The following is an 18,483-nucleotide window of genomic DNA, read 5'->3' as shown; positions in this document are numbered from 1 at the left end:
CCACGCTTTCACCATCTCGAAAGAGCATGAAATGAGAGTGATAATTTATTGATAATAAAACACTAAATTGAATGGCCTGTAGCGCATCGCGTCGCCCTGCGAACATTCCGGCAACAAGCTGCTAGCCCGTTAATCATTTTAAAACCATTGCAGAACAAGACTGGAACATATAGTGTTCGTTCTGGTTTTGTTTTTCTCGATTCTTATCTGGCCGGAGGGTGTCGCGCATGTTGACCCGTAAGCAGCACGAGCTTCTGCTGTTCATTCATGACCGTCTGAAAGAAACAGGTATTCCGCCATCTTTTGACGAAATGAAGGAAGCGCTCGATCTTGCTTCCAAGTCGGGCATTCATCGGCTGATAACCGCTCTGGAAGAGCGCGGCTTCATTCGCCGGCTGCCGAACCGTGCGCGTGCGCTGGAAGTGCTGCGCCTGCCGGATTCGATTGCGCCGGGACTGAACGCACAGAAGAAATTTGCACCAAGCGTCATTGAAGGCAGTCTGGGCAAGGCGCCAGCTGCACCAGCACAACCAGTGCGCCCTGCCCCTGTGGCGATCAATGACGATGTTTCCACGACGGTGTCGGTGCCTGTCATGGGCCGCATCGCCGCCGGTGTGCCGATCTCCGCCATTCAGAACCAGACGCATTCGCTCAGCCTGCCGCCGGAGATGATTGGCGCGGGCGAACATTATGCGCTGGAGGTCAAGGGTGACTCGATGATCGAAGCCGGGATTTTCGACGGCGATACGGTGATCATTAAACGCGGTGACATTGCCAATCCGGGTGAAATCGTTGTCGCACTAGTCGATGATGAAGAAGCGACTTTGAAGCGCTTCCGCCGCAAGGGTGCATCCATTGCGCTTGAAGCGGCAAACCCCGCCTATGAAACCCGCATCTTTGGACCAGATCGCGTCCGCGTGCAGGGCAAGCTGGTGGGATTGATCCGCCGCTATTGATCGTTAAGCCCGAAATGGAAGGCCGTTTTCGGGTTGATATGCATGCAAATATGGCTGGAACCGCCGACCAACTTGGTCCCACAATATTAACGTGGTTCCACACCATATTGAGAACAGCACGGTCAATCACATTTGTCCGTGTCCTGATCGTCAGTAGTCACGCATTGCGTCTCTGCTTTTTGGGCAGGTTGCTTCTTTTTATATTCCCAGTCAGGCAAGCCACGTGCCGCTCGTGAATAGAGCCGGAACAGATGCCAAGGACGCCGTGGCTCATCAATTGCGAAAGCTAGCCTGTCGCCATAACGCGGATCGGCAAAACTATGCCGCTTTTGGATGCCATCATTCATAACATCCAAGTCATTTGATGAAGACATGGCAGGGGCACCCGTCTCAACTTGTTTGTCGCCTAACCTCATCTCGACCGTTCCCCGCAGGGCCAGATCGCGTCGGCTGACGACGAGCTTCTTCTGGTTTCGGCATCCCGGTGTTTTTCCAGCTATGGCAAGGATGACAATATCACCCACATCGCAGGCGATATCCTGCACGGCAGGCGCAGCCGTATAGGCCAGTTCGCGTCCATCGCGTAATGTGATTGTGCAGAGCTCGTCTTCGCAGATAAAGCCGTCCGTTGGTATTCCTCGAAGCCTGTCTTTTGCGTGCTGTGGTATCAGGAATTGTGTTGCGAGATAGGCGGTTTTCCAGTTGTCGGCGGTGAACTTCGAAGGTCTCTCGCGGTTCATAGCAAAGCGACCGTCTGGCAGACGAACACCAACCAGTTTTGCATCTTCCGAGATCACGACATCCGGAAATGGCTCGTGTACGAAGGCAATAAATCCGGCCAAAACAAAGGGTAGCGCCAGAATCTTGAGCCGTGTTGTGAACAATACGGCAATTACAAGCGCTATCGTCTATAGAGCGAGAGCCGCGACCGGCATTGCTCCGGGATTACCATCAGGGGACCAGGACGCGATGATGCTGGCAAGAGCGCGGACAATCCAGATTCCGGACCCGGCGACTGTCAGAGGCAGCCAGTCGAGGCCGAGCGGCATCAGCACGAGGCCCAGAACCGAAAAGGGCATAACGAGAGTGGCGATTACCGGATCGGCCAGCACATTGCCGATCAGCCCGAACGGTGCGGTATTGTTGAAATGGTAAGCGGCGAAGATACCGCTCGCAATCCCTGCGACCAATGATGTTCCGGCGGCTGCGGCGGCGGATTTCAGGATTTTCGATGGCAACCCAGCTGCCGACGGAACCGTGCGTCTCTCAACATCCTGCATTTTTTTGGTTTTACGCATGCCCCACCATGCATAACCGGTAATCAGCGCAGCCGTCGCCGAATAGGACATCTGGAAGCTTGGCCCGAGTATTTCATGCGGCGAGATCACTATTGTCACCATTCCGGCGATAGCCAGATTGCGCATGCTGAGCGCAGCGCGGTCAAACAGTAAAGCGCTGAGCATGACGGCGATCATTACATAGCTGCGCTGGGCCGCGACATCGGCACCAGACATTGCGAGATAAAATCCGCAGGCCAACAGGGACAGAAAGGCCGCATATTTCTTGACCGGATGCCGGACGCTGAACGCCGGAAAGAGTGCAAAGGCAGATCGCAGCGCAAACATGACGACACCCGCCGCCAGCGCCATATGCAGGCCTGATATGGAAAGAATATGCGCGAGACCCGCCTTGCGCAGGTCGTCATTGGTTTCCTCGCTGATGCCGCCGCGCGTCCCGGCAATCAATGCGGCGGTGACATTGCCGTCTTCGCCACCGATCACTTCCTCCACCCGTTCCGATACACGCACCCGGAGCAAAGCGATCCATTCGCTGATTTCTGCCGTCAGACTTGTCTGTTGCGGAACATTTGCCGTCTTTGGATTTCCCAGAAAGAAGCCGTTGGCTCCGATACCGTTGAAATAGGCGTGGAAGGAAAAATCATAATTGCCAGGACGGACCGGGCCTGACGGAACCCGCAGCCGTGCAAAGCCGGTTAATCCACCGCCGATCGATGTATCTGCCGGAATATCACGGGCGTTGATGCGAATGCGCGTCGGCGCAAAGCGCAGTTTTGGGCGCTCTGTGGACAGTAGATCGAGCGTAATACGCCAGCTTCCGTTATCCTGCGCGTCCAGCGCAACAACCCGGCCAGTAACGCGCGTAGACACATCGGAACCGAGCATCGGCGTCGCCATGCGGTCGGTTTCCCATTTACCGCTTAAAAGCCCGAGCTGAAAGGCAAGCGCCAGGGTCAGCAGCTGACCAGCAAAGAAATGCTTGCGCGCGAATACGCGAACGATAGCCAACCCGGCCAGCAAAGCCAGAATGGGCGTCCATTCGGGTTCAAACGACAGGGTAAAATAGACAATCGCGCCGAGGCCGCTGAAAATCGGAATTAGCAGAAAGAAGATTCCCCGTGCCGTTTCGAGATGCAGCGCTTCCGCGAAAGCACTGGGAGTTCTCCGCGCTATATCAGCGACGATGCCGCGCCAGTCGGTTGGTTTAGCGGCAGGCGGCTGATCTTGATCATCATGATCGGCAGGCGGGGTTTTGCGTTCGGGCCAGGGCTCGGGAATATAAGAGCGCGTCAGGCCATCGGGCAGGCTTTTGACAAGCGCCCGCTCATTGGCCTCATCGGAGGCCCTGGCCATATCACCTATGCGCGTCATGCCCCCGCCTGACTGCAAAAAAGGTCTTTTTGTCGAAATACCCCAAAAGAACAATGCCGCAAGGAGCCGAAACAAACGCGAAGCCCTTGCGCGTCGTGCTGCCTATGCTACATGAACGCCAGTCTAAATCGAGAGGTTTTGTTATAGAAATCCTCGTCCCCGCTCTTGGAAGCGGGCAATAGAATTCAGGTTCGCACGCCCCTGCCCCGGCAATTGCCGCTGTCTTGACGGGCGCGCAATAGAGTGGAGCTACCATGTCGAAACCGGTCGTCACCCGTTTTGCCCCTTCGCCCACGGGTTATCTTCATATCGGCGGCGCGCGTACGGCGCTGTTCAACTGGCTCTATGCCAAGCATACCGGCGGCAAGATGCTGCTGCGTATTGAAGACACCGACCGTGAACGTTCCACCGATGCAGCCACCGCTGCCATTCTTGACGGCCTGACCTGGCTTGGTCTCGACTGGGAAGGCGAGCCGATCTCGCAGTTCGAGCGCGCGCCGCGTCACCGCGAGGTCGCTGAAGAACTCGTCGCGCTGGGCAAAGCCTATTACTGCTACACGACGCCGGAAGAGCTGGAAGAAATGCGCGAGAAGGCGCGTGCCGAAGGCCGCCCGCCGCGTTATGATGGCCGCTGGCGCGACCGCGATCCCTCCGAAGCACCTGCAGGTGTAAAGCCTGTCATTCGCATCAAGGCGCCGCAGGAAGGCGAAACGCTGGTGCGCGACGCCGTACAGGGCGATGTGCGCTTCCCGAACAAGGATCTCGATGATTTCATCATTCTGCGTTCCGATGGCACACCGACCTATATGCATGCGGTTGTTGTTGACGACCACGATATGGGCGTCACGCATATCATCCGCGGCGACGATCATTTGACGAACGCCGCGCGCCAGACCGTGATCTATGACGCCATGGGTTGGGACGTGCCGCAGATGTCGCATATTCCGCTGATCCACGGTGCGGACGGTGCAAAGCTCTCCAAGCGTCACGGCGCGCTCGGCGTCGATGCCTATCGCGCCATGGGCTATCTGCCGGCAGCGCTCCGCAACTACCTCGTTCGTCTTGGCTGGAGCCATGGCGACGACGAAATCATGTCAACCGAACAGATGATCGAATGGTTCGACGTGAAAGACATCAACAAGGGCGCTGCCCGTTTCGACTTCCAGAAGCTCGAAGCGATCAACGGTCTTTATATGCGCGCCAGCGACGACAAGACACTGTTCGACGCTCTCGTGGCTGTTTTGCCGGAAATCGAAGGCGGCAAGGAACTCGCGGCAGGGCTCGACGACAAGCACAGCGCGCAGCTCCTCGCGGCTATGTCCGGTTTGAAGGACCGTGCCAAGACGCTCGTTGAACTGGCAGACGGTGCAAAGTTCATCTTTGCTGCCCGTCCGCTCGATCTCGACGAAAAGGCCGCCTCGCTTCTCAACGAAGAAGGCCGCGCGGTTTTGAAATCCGTGCTGCCGGATCTGGAAGCGGCCGGAGAATGGACCATTGAATCACTGGATGCGGTGGTTCGCGCCCACGCAGAAAAAACCGGACTGAAACTGGGCAAGATTGCGCAACCACTGCGTGCCGCCCTGACCGGTCGCGCTACTTCACCGGGCGTCTTTGATGTGCTTTTTGTACTGGGTCGTGAAGAGTCTTTGGGCCGTATTCGCGATCAAATCGGTTAAGGTGCTATCATTCACGCTGACGTGACGTAGCTTGCTTAAATAGTTCAAATTTCGCATTGCATCACGGACGGTTTGGGATAGTTTGGCGATCAAAATCGTAGCCGTAATGCGTTAAAAATCGGGTATCCCGCAGCTTTGGGACGCCCGCCAAGAGATACAAGACAAGTTATAGCAGCGAATGCAATACTGCCGCCCACGGCGGCAAAGTGGACATGAAAGGAAACATGATGTCAGCTAAGACAGCCAGCTTTACTCTCGACGGCAATACGTTCGATCTGCCTGTGCGACAAGGCACTGTCGGGCCGGACGTCGTCGATATCGGTCCGCTTTACAAGAATTCGCATGCGTTCACCTACGATCCGGGTTTCACCTCGACGGCTTCTTGCGAGTCCAAGATCACCTATATCGATGGCGATGAAGGCACCCTGCTCTATCGCGGCTATCCGATCGACCAGCTGGCCGAGCATGGCGACTTCCTTGAAACCTGCTACCTGCTGCTTTACGGCGAACTGCCGACCGCGACCCAGAAGGCCGATTTCGACTATCGCGTGACCCGTCACACGATGATCCACGAACAGATGACGAAGTTCTTTACGGGCTTCCGTCGCGATGCGCATCCCATGGCCGTCATGGTCGGTTGCGTTGGCGCCATGTCCGCCTTCTACCACGACTCCACCGACATCACCGATCCGCATCAGCGCATGGTCGCTTCGATCCGCCTGATCGCCAAGGTGCCGACGCTCGCCGCAATGGCCTATAAGTACCATATCGGCCAGCCGTTCATGTACCCGAAGAACGATCTCGATTTCGCATCGAACTTCCTGCACATGTGCTTTGGCGTGCCTTGCGAGGACTACAAGGTCAATCCGGTTCTGGCCCGCGCCATGGACCGCATCTTCATCCTGCATGCCGACCACGAGCAGAATGCGTCGACCTCGACCGTGCGTCTTGCCGGTTCGTCGGGCGCAAATCCATTCGCTTGTATCGCAGCTGGCGTTGCCTGCCTCTGGGGCCCTGCCCATGGCGGCGCAAACGAAGCCGCGCTCAACATGCTGGCCGAAATCGGCTCGGTGGATCGCATTCCGGAATTCGTAGCCCGCGCCAAGGACAAGAACGATCCGTTCCGCCTGATGGGCTTCGGCCACCGCGTCTACAAGAACTATGATCCGCGCGCCAAGATCATGCAGAAGACCTGCCACGAAGTTCTGGGCGAGCTGGGCATCAAGGATGATCCGTTGCTCGACGTTGCAATGGAACTGGAAAAGATCGCTCTAACCGATGAATACTTCATCGAGAAGAAGCTTTATCCGAATATCGACTTCTATTCCGGCATTACGCTGAAGGCTCTCGGCTTCCCGACCGAAATGTTCACGGTTCTCTTTGCACTCGCCCGCACCGTCGGCTGGGTCGCACAGTGGAAGGAAATGATCGAAGATCCGCAGCAGAAGATCGGTCGCCCGCGCCAGCTCTACACCGGCGCTACGGAACGCGATTACGTGCCGGTTGCAAAGCGCAAATAAGCGCGGCAAACGCTGAAAATAAAACCCCGGTTGCCAATGGTAACCGGGGTTTCTTTTTGATCAAAACTTGAATTGCTCAGCCTTTGCGGCCTTTTTCTATGGCGTCCAGCAGAACCCGCGCGCCGATTTCTCCGGAAGGCCGCTCTGTCGACATGACTGAAGCCACCGCGTCAAAGCCATCCAGCTGGGCCTGACGCGCTGAACCGGGGCGCATCAAACGCTCCACATTGCGGGCCAACATCCCCGGACGCACAAATTCATTGAAAAACTCCGGCACCACCGGTTCATCCGCAATGATATTAGGCAATGCCGCGCTCCAGATGGTGATCTTCGGCACCAGAAATTTGCGCGCAAACCAGTCCGCCTTGTAGGAAAGCACGCTGGGAATGCGCGACAGGGCCAGTTCCAGCGATACGGTTCCAGACGCGGCTAGCGCGGCATCGGCCCGCGCAAAGGCCTTCCACTTTTCTTCATCACCGACGACGATCAGCGGCTTTACCGCCCACGCGCGCGACAGGTCGCGCACCATCGCTTCGATACGCGGCAAGGTCGGCAGTATAACCTCAAGCTTTTCCACGCGTTGGGAAAGCTCTTCGACCGTCTTGCCGAACGGCTCCATCAACATCTGGATTTCCGTTCGTCGTGATCCCGGCAGCAAAAGCAATGTGTGTTTGCCGGCGTCCGATCTTTGCGGTTCAAGCGCCAGCTGCGCCACACGCGTATTGAGTATAGGCGCATAACTCGACAGGCGATGCCCGACATAAGTCGACTGAGGGCCGTTCAGCCGCTCCATCACGTCAACCTCAAACGGCAATACCGTCAGCACATGGTCGATATAGGCGCGCATGGCGCGTGCACGCTGCGGACGCCATGCCCAGACGCTGGGAGCGATATATTTTACAATCGGAATGGAAGGATCGGCGGCTCTGATTTTCTTCGCAACGCGATGGGTAAAATCCGGGCTGTCGATCAGCAGAACGCAATCCGGCTTTTCCGCCACGATCTGCCGCGCCGTCTGTCGAATGCGCAACACTAGCCCCGGCAGGTTTTTGATGATTGCGCCAAGCCCCATCAAAGCGATTTCGTGCGGATCGAAGAAAGTCTTCAGACCACGCGCAGCCAGATGATCGCCACCCACACCGACAAGATCGACCAGCCTGTCGGTCTGATGCCGCAAAGCGTCAATCAGGTCTGCACCGAGAAGATCGCCGGATTCTTCACCGGCCACGATTGCTATTTTCAATGGCCGGCTGGTGTTACTCAAGTTTAAGCGTCCTTCTTGTCCCGACTGACTGTCTCTATGAAGAGACCGCTTTCATTTGCCGCTGCAATGGTTTCGCCGAAGCCTAAGATAAATGTACGACCCGCCTCGACCGCAATTCCCGCGAGACCGGCGCGTTTGGCATTCAGCACAGTGGAAATACCGATGGCTGGCAAATCCGCTCTCTCATCCTGACGAGGTTTGGCCATTTTCACAAGAACCCCGCCGCGCTTGGGAATACGCCCGGCTTCACGCAGCTCGCGGACGCGCTCGATCATCAGGTCAGTGCCCTCCGCGCCTTCCAGCGCCACGACGCGACCGCCAACTGCAACCGCACCCTGGCCGACGTCGAGATCGCCAAGTCGCAAGGCCGATTCCATAGCCAGCTTAATATTGGCAGTTTCCTTTACGTCTGGTGCAACTTTGGTGAGAATACGCGCAGGTGACGGAGACAGAAGATCGGGCACAACTTCATGTGCGCCGACGACCTTGAAACCAAATGATTCCAGCAGCCCGATAAAAGCACGCAGCAGGGCATCATCGCCCTGCCCCAGTGCACGGAGCACATAGGGAATGCCCCGCAATGTCGGCCAGTCGAGCTTTAGATCGCCAAGATGCGGCCTGTTGCGCACACCGCCTGCGAGAACGACATGCGAAACGCCAGCCGCTTTCATGGAGCGAATAAGCTTTGCGAACTCGACCATCGAAATTTCCTGGTGCTCGTAATTATAGAGCGCCCGGTCGGCTTCTTCGCGCAGGGGAACGATAAAGGGCGGCGTACCGGCGTTCTGAAGCGCCTCGGCGACCGCAATGGGCAACAGGCCGTTGCCCGCAATGATCCCGACGCGCCCGCCTTCGAGAGACGGACGCGCCAAAGTCTCAACTCTCGTCGCTGTCATGCCCGACTCCACCATGAGCCGCGTCGAGTGGTGGCGTTGTATAGGCGCGTTTTGCGTCGACACTGATGAAGGCTATCATATCGGCAACCGCCTGAGAATCGGGATAAGCCGCCAGCACGTCGGCAGCGCGATCACGAACCGGCTTAGTGCGATCGAACAGCATGCGCACGGCATGGCGCAGCATGTGGATTTCCGCGCGCTGCATGCCGGAACGCTTCATACCGACAATATTAAGGCCGCCGAGATGCGCGTGATTGCCAATAACCATGCCATAAGGAATAACATCACCCACGACACCAGCCATACCGCCGACAAATGCATGATGGCCGACGCGCACGAACTGATGCACGGCCGCGCCGCCGCCCAGAATGGCGTGGTGTTCGATGGTCGTGTGACCGCCGATCATGACATTGTTCGAGAAGGTGACGTGATCGCCAACATCGCAATCATGCGCCACATGCGCATAAGCGAGGAAAGTGCAATCATTACCCACCGAAGTATAGCCCCGCGCGCTGTCCGAGCCACGATGCATGGTGACGCCTTCTCGAATGAGGCAATTCTCGCCGACCGTGAGTGTGGTTGGGCCACCCTTGTGCTTGCCGTTCTGCGGATCGCAACCGAGAACAGCATGCGGATAGACCTTCGCGCCCGCGCCAAGCGTGGTCCCGCCCGTGACGACCACATGGCTCATCAGAACGGAATTGTCGCCAATGACGGCGCCCGATTGAATATGACAAAAAGGCCCGACAGACACACTCTGGCCCAGTTCCACTCCCGGCTCAACAAGAGCAGTGGGGTGAATGATTGTTTCTTTCATTGTAATGCTCACTGGCTTTCTTCACCGGCATTAATCATTGCCGCAACTTCCGCTTCGGCAACTTTCACACCACCAACCTCAGCCACGCATTCATACTTGGAAATATTGGCGCGCTGTTTGACTTTCTTAACATGCAGAAGCAACTGATCACCTGGAATGACCGGGCGGCGGAACTTCGCATTGTCGATGGTCATGAAATAGACAACGCCCGGGCGGCCAGTCTTGCGCTGAAGCAACGAGATGGCTCCAGCGGTCTGCGCCATCGCCTCGATGATCAATACGCCCGGCATGATCGGCTTTTCCGGAAAATGCCCGGTAAAATGCGGCTCATTGATCGTGACGTTCTTGATGCCGGTTGCCGACAGATCGCCATTGATATTCACGACGCGATCGATCAGCAGAAAAGGATAACGGTGCGGAAGCACGGCCAGAAGTTCCTGAATATCCGCCGCTTCGAGTTTCGTCTGTTCCGTATCACTCATCTGAGGATTGCTCCTTTCTTGATTGCCCGATGCTGCGAATGTTCGCGATATCGCGGAACCACTGCTTGATAGGACGTGCGGGAAGACCTCCCCAACGTTCTCCATCGGGTATATCGTTCATAACGCCGCTCGCGGCTGCAATCTGCACGCGCGAGCCGATGATAAGGTGATCCGCTAGACCGACGCGACCACCAAGCATGGTCCCGTCGCCGATCACGCAACTTCCGGAAATACCGCAATGCGCGGCAATGAGACAGAATCGTCCGATACGCACATTATGCGCAATCTGCACGAGGTTATCGATCTTGGAGCCCTCGCCGACCACCGTGTCGCTCAGCGACCCACGATCAACCGTTGTGTTGGCTCCGATCTCCACATTGTCCTGAATGATGACCCGACCGATCTGCGGGACTTTTTCAAGCCCGGCGGCACCGGGCACATAACCAAACCCGTCCTGGCCGATGCGAACTCCCGGGTGCAGAAGCACACGGTTGCCGATAAAGGCGCATTGGATCGTAACGCCGGGCGCAACATAGCTATCCCGCCCGATCTGGCAGTTTTCGCCGATTACTGCTGTGGCAGCGATCAAGGTGCCCGAACCAACGGTAACGCCCTTGCCGATCACCGCGCCTGCTTCAATCGTCGCGCCATCTTCGATCTGCGCTGACGGGTGAATAAAGGCCTGCGGGGAGATGCCGGTTTCGCCGAACCAGCTTTCCGGCTTGGCCGACGCTGGAAACAACATCCGCCCGACAGCGGAAAAATCACGATGAGGGTTGCGGGTAATCAGCGCAGCCATATGCGAAGGAACGCTCGGAGCGATGTCTTCCTTGCAAAAAACGCCCGCAGCCTTAATTGCGGCCAGAGATTCGGCGTTCTTCTTACCTTCCACGAAAATAAGAGACCCCTCTCCGGCATCCTTCATGGAAGCCAGACGCTCAACAGAACGCGGTGCAAGCTTCGGGTCACGAAGTCTTGCACCGGTGAAATCAGCAACATCGCCAATCGTGAGTTCACGAGAAGGCGAGAAAAAGACAGGATCTGCCATCAGTACACTTTCTCTCCCGGGGCGTAGCCGCCCCGGGGAAAGGCAAATCGGTTAGAACTTGGTCGAAACACCGAAGTTGAAGTTCTGAACCTTGTCGGTATCAGCCTTCGCGACCGGGAATGCGTAGTCGAAGCGCAGCGGACCAAACGGCGAGGCCCACATCAGGCTGAGACCGACCGAAGCACGAATCTTCTTGTCGTCGCCGAGAACCGGCTGACCGCCCAGCACGTCGTCACCGCCATAGAGCATGGCCGCATCGGCGAAGACCGCACCGCGGATGCCGAGGCTTTCCGGTACGACAGGCATCGGGAACTGCACTTCAGCCGTACCGTTGATGTAGGTCGTGCCACCCATCCAGTAGCGCTGACCGGTTTGCGAATCCTGGTAACGACCAATGCCGTTGAACTTGAAGCCGCGGATGATATCCGAATTGTTCTTGAACAGATCGAAGATACGGACGCCGTCGTCGCCGAACTCGTGGATGTAGCCACCGCCGACACCCAGCATACCGACGATGTCGGCTTCCTGCGCAAGCGTCTTGTAGTAGTTACCCTTGAAGGTCGTCTTCAAGAACTTCGCGTCACCGCCAAGACCAGCGAATTCCTGCGTGAACTTGCCGTAAAGGCCATCATGCGGATTCTTCATGTCATCGATGGTGTTATATGTCAGCGAATAGCTGACCGACGAGCGAAGCCACGGGCTATTCTCTGCTGCTTCAACCAGAGCCGGTGCATAGTAGCCATCAATGTTATCGCGGAACAGGTCGTACTTTTCCTGAACCAAGTTGTAAGCGAGACCGACCGAGAAGTTCTCCGTGACCGGAAGACCAAAACGAATCGTACCGCCGGTCTGCTCGACATCGTAGTCGTCGTTCACGCGATAGCTGCGGCGGAACACGTCGAAGCCAGCCGAAATGCGATAGCCAAGGAAATACGGTTCTGTGAAGGACAGACCATAATTGCGCATATCGTCCTGACCGGCACCGGCGCTTAGACGAATATACTGGCCGCGACCGAGGAAGTTACGCTCGGTGATCGCACCTTCGACCGACGCACCCGGCGTTTCGCCGCCGGTGGTGTAACCGCCGCCGATAGAGAATTCACCGGTCGACTTTTCGACAACGTCCACAACCAGAATCACCTGATCCGGCTCGGAACCTGGAGCGGTCGAGATATTGACCGTCTGGAAGAAGTCCAGAGCTTCGAGGCGGCGCTTGGCGCGCTGCACCATGACCTGATTGAAGGCATCGCCTTCATTCATGTCGAACTCACGACGAATCACGTAATCGCGGGTCTTGTCATTACCGCGAATTTCAATGCGCTGGATGTAAGCGCGCGGACCCTGATCGACGCTATAGACAACTGAAATCGTGCGGTTTTCGAAGTTACGATCGCCACGCGGTTCGACCTTGGCGAAGGCATAGCCGCTACCGGCGACGCTCTCGGTCACAGCCAGAACGGAATCTTCAACTTCCTTGGCGCTGTAGGCGCGACCCGAACGGGTCTTTACGAGACCGGTCAGGGCATCGGTATTGACGCCATCGACGGTGCTTTCAACGCTCACGTCGCCGAAGGTATAACGCTGACCTTCATCGACCGTGATCGTAATCGTATATTCATTGGTCGACGGGTCGAGAACCGCATTCGACGACACGACGCGGAAATCCGCGTAACCACGATTGTAATAGAAACGGCGCAGCGTTTCCTCATCAGCCTGCAAACGGCCTTCGTCGTAAACGTCATTGCGGGTCAGCCACGACAGCGGGTTCGAACGCTTGGTGGAGATGACATCGCGCAGACGACGACCGCTATAAGCCTGATTGCCAACGAATTCGATATTGGCGATCTTGGTGCGCGAGCCTTCGTTGACTTCGTAGACAACGTTAACACGACCCTGGCCGAGATCGACGGTGCGTGCATTCACGGTCGCATCGCTGCGTCCGATATGTGCATAGGCAGCCTTGATGGCTTCCTTGTCCGACTCCATTATCGCCGCATCGTAAGGCGAACGCGGCTTCAGCTGGACGGCGCGCGTCAGGTCGGGATCCTTGATCTTCTTGTTGCCCTGGAACAGGACATTGTTGACCACGGAACGCTCGCTCACATTGACGACAAGCGTGCTGCCGGACTGGTTGATGCGAACATCGGAAAACAGCCCCATAGCGAAAAGACGCTTCACCGCAGCATCGATATCAGCGCTGGTGAAGGCCTTGCCCGGACGAATGTCGATGTTGTCGCGAATGGTCTGAGCATCAACGCGTGTGTTGCCACGAACATCGATACGGCTCACAACGGCAGCTTCCGCGACATTCACGGATGCGAGCGAGAGCGCAGCAGTACCCGAAGCCACTAGAGCCACCGACATGGCGAGCGCGGACGCGGCGCCAAAGAATTTAGAACTTGCCGTCATAGGCTTTCCGAACCTTCGTTTCTGTCCCCGGGACGATGAACCCAGAAAAATGCGTACAGATACAACCGTATTAGCCGGTTTTTCCATACAAGCAAGCGTTGCGGTTAAATTCTGTTTACTTAGGCAACAAGCGTGGCATCCGTGCCACGCGAATTGTAAGTTATGGTAAACAGATTGCTTAGCTTTTCCGGTCGTCGCTCCCAATGTTCACTTCTGTTTAACACCTCGCCCGGCCTCCGTCGGACAAAGAGTCGTCTCTGTGCAGTCAGCTTAACCGAGCAGGCCGGTCTAGCCAATAAACCCCAAGATCGTCATCCCCCAAGATTTCAATTCCGAGGACCGCTGCCTGAGACAGTCGGCAATTGATCTAGCAGGCAAAGAGGTCGTTGAAAAGTACGAACCCCATAAATCCCATCACAAGAAGGAATCCAATGCGGTAGAAAATCTCCTGCGCTCCAGGTGACACCGGGCTGCCCTTGATTGCCTCCACAGCATAGAAAACCAGATGCCCGCCATCCAGCGGCGGCAGGGGAAACAGGTTCAAAAGCCCGATCCCAATGGACAGCATAGCCGTCAATTGTATCAACCAGTCAAAGCCGGCACTTGCAGCCTTGCTCGCCATATTGGCAATCTTGACTGGCCCGCCGAGCTGGCACTTATCCTCACGGCCAAAAGCAAAACGTGTGAAAAACTCACCCGTGCGGCTGATGATGAAGCCGGTCTCCATCACCGCCTGCCCGACTGATTCGAGCGGACCATATTCAATGCGGCGGAAATTGCCGACCGCTTCCGTGGTCTCGACACCGATGGCGCCGAGCTTCACCTTGTTGCCAAGTGGGTCTACGCGTTCAACGGTCGCGGGCGTTGCCTTGAGATCCACCATCTTGCCGCCGCGCTCGACCGTAAAGTCGAGCGTGTCGCCTGCCCGGCCCGAAACGATGCGCTGCACATCGGCAAAAGTGGTGATCTTCTCGCCCTCGACACTGATAAAGCGGTCACCCGGTTCAAACCCGGCGGCAGCCGCAGGACTATTGGGTTGTACGCCCGCAATCAGCGGATCAGCGATCTGCCGCCCATAAAGCGCAAAGAACACGCTGAAAATGACAATCGTCAGAATGATGTTGAAGGCCGGACCGGCAAAAACCGTTGCCGCACGCTTCCAGACCGGTTGGGTATGAAACGCGCGCTTACGATCTTCCTCGCTCAGCACATTGCTATCCACACCGACGGGCGAACTGGTTTCGCTTTCATCGCCGATGAACTTCACATAGCCGCCAAGCGGAATGGCTGAGAGCTTCCAGCGCGTGCCCCGACGATCAGTAAAGCCGAGAAGTTCCGGACCAAAGCCAATTGAAAAGGCCTGCGCACCGATGCCGCACCATCGCGCCACCAGATAATGCCCCATCTCATGCACGAATACGACGACTGTAAGAACGAAAAGGAACGGTACAATTGTCCCGACAAGCAGGCTTTCACCGCCGAAGAAAAAGGCCAGAGCCTCCTGCAAATCACTACTCCTTACAAATCACCCGTTGATCGATCGCAGCCTGGATTGGCGCGCCGATCCTCGTACTCTACGAATCGCCTGCCGCTTAGAAACTGAAAAAGATAGCAGATGGCACATCCGGCTCTGCAATCACGGCACCAAAGAGGTATAGAAGTGCAGCAGCGGCGACAAGCCCATCCACACGGTCCAGCACGCCGCCATGTCCCGGCAGAAGGCGACCCGAATCCTTGGCGCCGAACTGGCGCTTCACCCAGGATTCCGCCAGGTCGCCGATCTGCGAAACGATAGAGAGCAGAAGCGCCAGAAGCGGCACGATCAGGCTGCCGGGCGTTGCCACAAGCGAAGCGACCAGAATGCCGCCTGCAACAGCAGCAGCAGCGCCGCCAATGGCGCCAGACCATGTCTTGTTGGGGGAAAAACGCGGCGCGAGCTTTGGCCCGCCCAAGGCGCGACCGTTGAAATAGGCTGCGATGTCCGTGGACCAGACGACGGCGAACAGAAAGACGATGGCCGTAAAGCCGAATGGCTCGTCACCGCGCAAAAGCGAGAGCGATATTGCCGAAAACCCGGCGTAGAAAAGCCCGGCTGCAGGCCAGGCCCGACCGGTTTTCCACTGGGTGGCGAGAAGAATCAGTGTTCCAAGCAGAAGCGTACCGATGGTCAGCAACGCGCTGCGATCCAGAATCAGAAGAATGGCTGTCAGGACCAGCCAGACCCAGCCGAAAACCCGCGAAAACAATGTTTGACGCGGAGCGCTCAGGGCCGTCCATTCGTAGAACATCGCCAGACCGATAGCGATTGCGAAAAGCGTGAAACCCAACCCGCCTACCCAGGTAAGCCATAAGGCGGCTGCGCCGAGCACAATGGCGGTGAGAATACGGGTTTGCAGATTGGACATTGAGACCTTTCGGCTTACGCTGCGTCAGGGTATGCGATGCGATGGAACAGGGCAATGAAGATGCATGGCAGCGAAACAATCCATCATGACATTTATTGCCCGATAGCCCGGTTACCCTCTTCGCAATCTTCGAGGCTGGTTGGCAGACTGCTCCGCGTTTCAACGCCGCCAAAACGGCGCTCACGCTGGCGGAACACCTCATAGGCAGCATCGAGATCGGCCGGGCGGAAATCCGGCCAGTGACCGGGCAGAAACAGAAATTCCGCATAGGCGGCCTGCCAAAGCAGAAAATTCGACAGCCGCATCTCGCCGCTCGTGCGGATGATTAGGTCTGGATCGGGCATGGAAGCGGTATCGAGATTGGCCGAGAGCAGCTCGGCGGAAATCGACGCGGGGTCCAGACGACCGGCAGCAACATCACGCGCCAGACTCTTGACTGCCCGCACAATTTCGTCGCGCGAACCGTAATTGAAGGCAATTACCAGATTGAGGCCGGTGTTGCGGCGGGTCAGGGCTTCCGCCTCGGTGAGCAGCCCGCGAATATCGTCGGCCAGCCCTTCCCGCTCGCCGATGATGCTGACCTTCACATTGTTACGATGAAGGTCGGCAAGATCGCGACGGATGAAAAGCTTGAGCAGACCGAGCAGGTCATTGACCTCGCCGCTCGGTCGCGACCAGTTTTCGGAAGAGAACGCAAAAAGCGTGAGATAGCCAAGACCGCGATCACCCGCCGCCCGCACCGTTTCGCGCAGCGCTTCCACGCCAGCACGATGCCCGGCGCTACGCGGCAAGCCACGCGCCTTCGCCCAACGGCCATTGCCATCCATAATAATGGCGATGTGGCGCGGATCGGACATTCCTGGCTCTCCTTTGTCAAAATCACGCAGGTCCTAGACCTGCATGATTTCGCCTTCCTTGACGGCAACAACCTTATCCATTTCGGCGATGGTGTCGTCGGTCAACTTCTGCACCTTTTCGGACAGAACGCGGCTGTCATCCTGACTGATGTCGCCGTCCTTCTCCAGCTTTTTCAACGTGTCCATGCCATCGCGACGCACATGGCGAGCGGCGATACGGCCCTGCTCGGCATATTGATGCGCGATCTTGACCAGTTCCTTGCGGCGCTGTTCGTTCAGTTCCGGCAGCGGAATACGCAGCGTCATGCCGTCGGTAATCGGGTTGAGGCCCAGACCGGAATCACGGATAGCCCGCTCGACAGCGCCAACCATGCTCTTGTCCCACACGGAGACTGAAAGCATGCGCGATTCTGGAACCGTGATATTGGCAACCTGATTGATCGGCATCGTCGCGCCATAGGCTTCGATGGTGATCGGCTCAAGCAGGCTGGCGGAAGCGCGACCGGTGCGAAGACCATTCAGATCGTGCTTCAAAGAGTTGACTGCGCCTTCCATGCGGCGTTTCAGGTCGTTGATGTCAAAAGCATCACTCATGCATATTCTCCTTCGATACGCAGCAAGACATGTGAACGATCATCGTTGATCAATTATCGGAAACGATCGTGCAGCGTCCCTTGCCTTGCAGAATTTCGGCCAAGCCGCCGTTTTCATGGATGGAATAGACTATTATCGGAATGTTGTTCTCGCGCGCAAGGGCGACTGCTGCCGTATCCATGACGGCCAGGCCGCGATCGAGAACTTCCTTGTGGGTGAGCGTGTCGAAACGCGTCGCGGTCGGGTCCTTTTTCGGATCAGCCGAATAGATGCCGTCAACCTGCGTGCCCTTCAACAGCGCATCCGCTTCAATCTCCGCCGCGCGCAATGCTGCCGCTGAATCGGTCGTGAAGAACGGATTGCCGGTGCCGCCTGCGAAAATCACCACTTTGCCCTCGTCCATATAGGCCGTTGCCTGACGCTGCGAAAAACTCTCGCAGATTTCCGGCATTGCTATGGCGGAGAGAACAACGGCATCGACGCCGATCTTGTGCAGCGATGTACGTAGCGCCAGCGAATTGATCACCGTCGCGAGCATGCCCATATGATCGCCGGTCACGCGGTCGCCGCCCTTGGACGCCACGGCTACACCGCGAAAAATATTACCGCCGCCGATCACCACGCCGACTTCGACGCCCAACTGGCGCGCCTGCTTGATATCGTTGGCGATCCGGTCTGCAACGGAAACATCGATGCCGAAGCCCTGACTGCCCATCAATGCCTCGCCCGAGGCTTTCAAAAGGACGCGCTTATAGGCGGGCTTGCCGGACATGGAATGCTCTCCACTGATCGAAATAAAGTGATTGTGTTGCGTTCCGATACACGAAGGGCATCGCGTTGTCACGCGATGCCCTTCATAATCAAAAGCCTTTTCAGGCTAAAGCCTGTTC

Annotated in this window: 14 protein-coding genes and 1 pseudogene; 3 read left to right on the top strand and 12 right to left on the bottom strand. The window is 57.0% G+C overall.

What is annotated here, in order from left to right:
* Window positions 1-227: 227 nt before the first annotated feature.
* Window positions 228-956 carry a transcriptional repressor LexA gene (gene lexA / locus JAU75_RS01400; protein ID WP_199053969.1) on the top strand — a complete coding sequence of 243 codons (729 nt, stop codon included), beginning with the start codon at window positions 228-230 and terminating at the stop codon, window positions 954-956.
* A 122-nt stretch (window positions 957-1,078) separates the two neighbouring features.
* Here the strand turns inward: lexA and JAU75_RS01395 are convergent.
* A pseudogene (locus JAU75_RS01395) lies at window positions 1,079-3,625 on the bottom strand (ComEC/Rec2 family competence protein).
* Window positions 3,626-3,879: 254 nt separating this feature from the next.
* Between JAU75_RS01395 and gltX the strand changes: the two are divergent.
* Together gltX and gltA are read left to right on the top strand one after the other, a co-directional pair.
* Complete coding sequence (gene gltX, locus JAU75_RS01390; protein WP_199053968.1) at window positions 3,880-5,301, top strand: glutamate--tRNA ligase; 1,422 nt, start codon at window positions 3,880-3,882, stop codon at window positions 5,299-5,301.
* 227 nt (window positions 5,302-5,528) lie between these two features.
* On the top strand, window positions 5,529-6,821 hold the full coding sequence (gene gltA, locus JAU75_RS01385; RefSeq protein WP_199053966.1) for a citrate synthase: 1,293 nt from the start codon (window positions 5,529-5,531) through the stop codon (window positions 6,819-6,821).
* Between the two features lie 76 nt (window positions 6,822-6,897).
* On the opposite strand, the gene lpxB is transcribed toward gltA, so the two are convergent.
* The 11 genes from lpxB to pyrH all read right to left on the bottom strand — a co-directional run bounded on the left by lpxB (window position 6,898) and on the right by pyrH (window position 18,365).
* A complete protein-coding gene (gene lpxB / locus JAU75_RS01380; protein ID WP_199053964.1) occupies window positions 6,898-8,085 on the bottom strand; it encodes a lipid-A-disaccharide synthase in 1,188 nt (395 codons plus the stop codon).
* Between the two features lie 2 nt (window positions 8,086-8,087).
* Window positions 8,088-8,981, bottom strand: a complete 894-nt coding sequence (locus JAU75_RS01375) for an LpxI family protein (protein WP_199053962.1) — start codon at window positions 8,979-8,981, stop codon at window positions 8,088-8,090.
* Window positions 8,962-9,798, bottom strand: coding sequence for an acyl-ACP--UDP-N-acetylglucosamine O-acyltransferase (gene lpxA, locus JAU75_RS01370; RefSeq protein WP_199053961.1), 837 nt, complete (start codon window positions 9,796-9,798; stop codon window positions 8,962-8,964). Before lpxA ends, JAU75_RS01375 begins: the two co-directional genes overlap by 20 nt.
* An 8-nt stretch (window positions 9,799-9,806) precedes the next feature.
* Entirely contained in the window at window positions 9,807-10,280 is a 474-nt protein-coding gene (gene fabZ / locus JAU75_RS01365) for a 3-hydroxyacyl-ACP dehydratase FabZ (RefSeq protein WP_199053960.1), read from the bottom strand.
* On the bottom strand, window positions 10,273-11,328 hold the full coding sequence (gene lpxD / locus JAU75_RS01360) for a UDP-3-O-(3-hydroxymyristoyl)glucosamine N-acyltransferase (RefSeq protein WP_199053959.1): 1,056 nt from the start codon (window positions 11,326-11,328) through the stop codon (window positions 10,273-10,275). The genes fabZ and lpxD overlap by 8 nt, the downstream gene beginning before the upstream one ends.
* Window positions 11,329-11,379: 51 nt before the next feature.
* On the bottom strand, window positions 11,380-13,737 hold the full coding sequence (gene bamA, locus JAU75_RS01355) for an outer membrane protein assembly factor BamA (RefSeq protein ID WP_199053958.1): 2,358 nt from the start codon (window positions 13,735-13,737) through the stop codon (window positions 11,380-11,382).
* 367 nt (window positions 13,738-14,104) lie between these two features.
* The gene (gene rseP / locus JAU75_RS01350) at window positions 14,105-15,244 is read right to left on the bottom strand and encodes an RIP metalloprotease RseP (protein WP_199053957.1); all 1,140 of its coding nucleotides are present in this window, start codon (window positions 15,242-15,244) and stop codon (window positions 14,105-14,107) included.
* A gap of 85 nt (window positions 15,245-15,329) precedes the next feature.
* Window positions 15,330-16,142, bottom strand: coding sequence for a phosphatidate cytidylyltransferase (locus JAU75_RS01345; RefSeq protein ID WP_199053956.1), 813 nt, complete (start codon window positions 16,140-16,142; stop codon window positions 15,330-15,332).
* A gap of 92 nt (window positions 16,143-16,234) precedes the next feature.
* The gene (locus JAU75_RS01340) at window positions 16,235-16,999 is read right to left on the bottom strand and encodes an isoprenyl transferase (protein WP_199053955.1); all 765 of its coding nucleotides are present in this window, start codon (window positions 16,997-16,999) and stop codon (window positions 16,235-16,237) included.
* Window positions 17,000-17,032: 33 nt separating this feature from the next.
* The gene (gene frr, locus JAU75_RS01335; protein ID WP_078340836.1) at window positions 17,033-17,593 is read right to left on the bottom strand and encodes a ribosome recycling factor; all 561 of its coding nucleotides are present in this window, start codon (window positions 17,591-17,593) and stop codon (window positions 17,033-17,035) included.
* A gap of 49 nt (window positions 17,594-17,642) precedes the next feature.
* Window positions 17,643-18,365 carry a UMP kinase gene (gene pyrH, locus JAU75_RS01330; RefSeq protein ID WP_199053953.1) on the bottom strand — a complete coding sequence of 241 codons (723 nt, stop codon included), beginning with the start codon at window positions 18,363-18,365 and terminating at the stop codon, window positions 17,643-17,645.
* Between the last annotated feature and the right edge of the window lie 118 nt (window positions 18,366-18,483).

This window comes from Ochrobactrum sp. Q0168 (assembly GCF_016427605.1).
Taxonomy (GTDB): Bacteria; Pseudomonadota; Alphaproteobacteria; order Rhizobiales; family Rhizobiaceae; genus Brucella.
The sequence above is the reverse complement of the archived record's forward strand: the minus strand, read 5'-3'. Positions and strand labels throughout refer to the sequence as shown.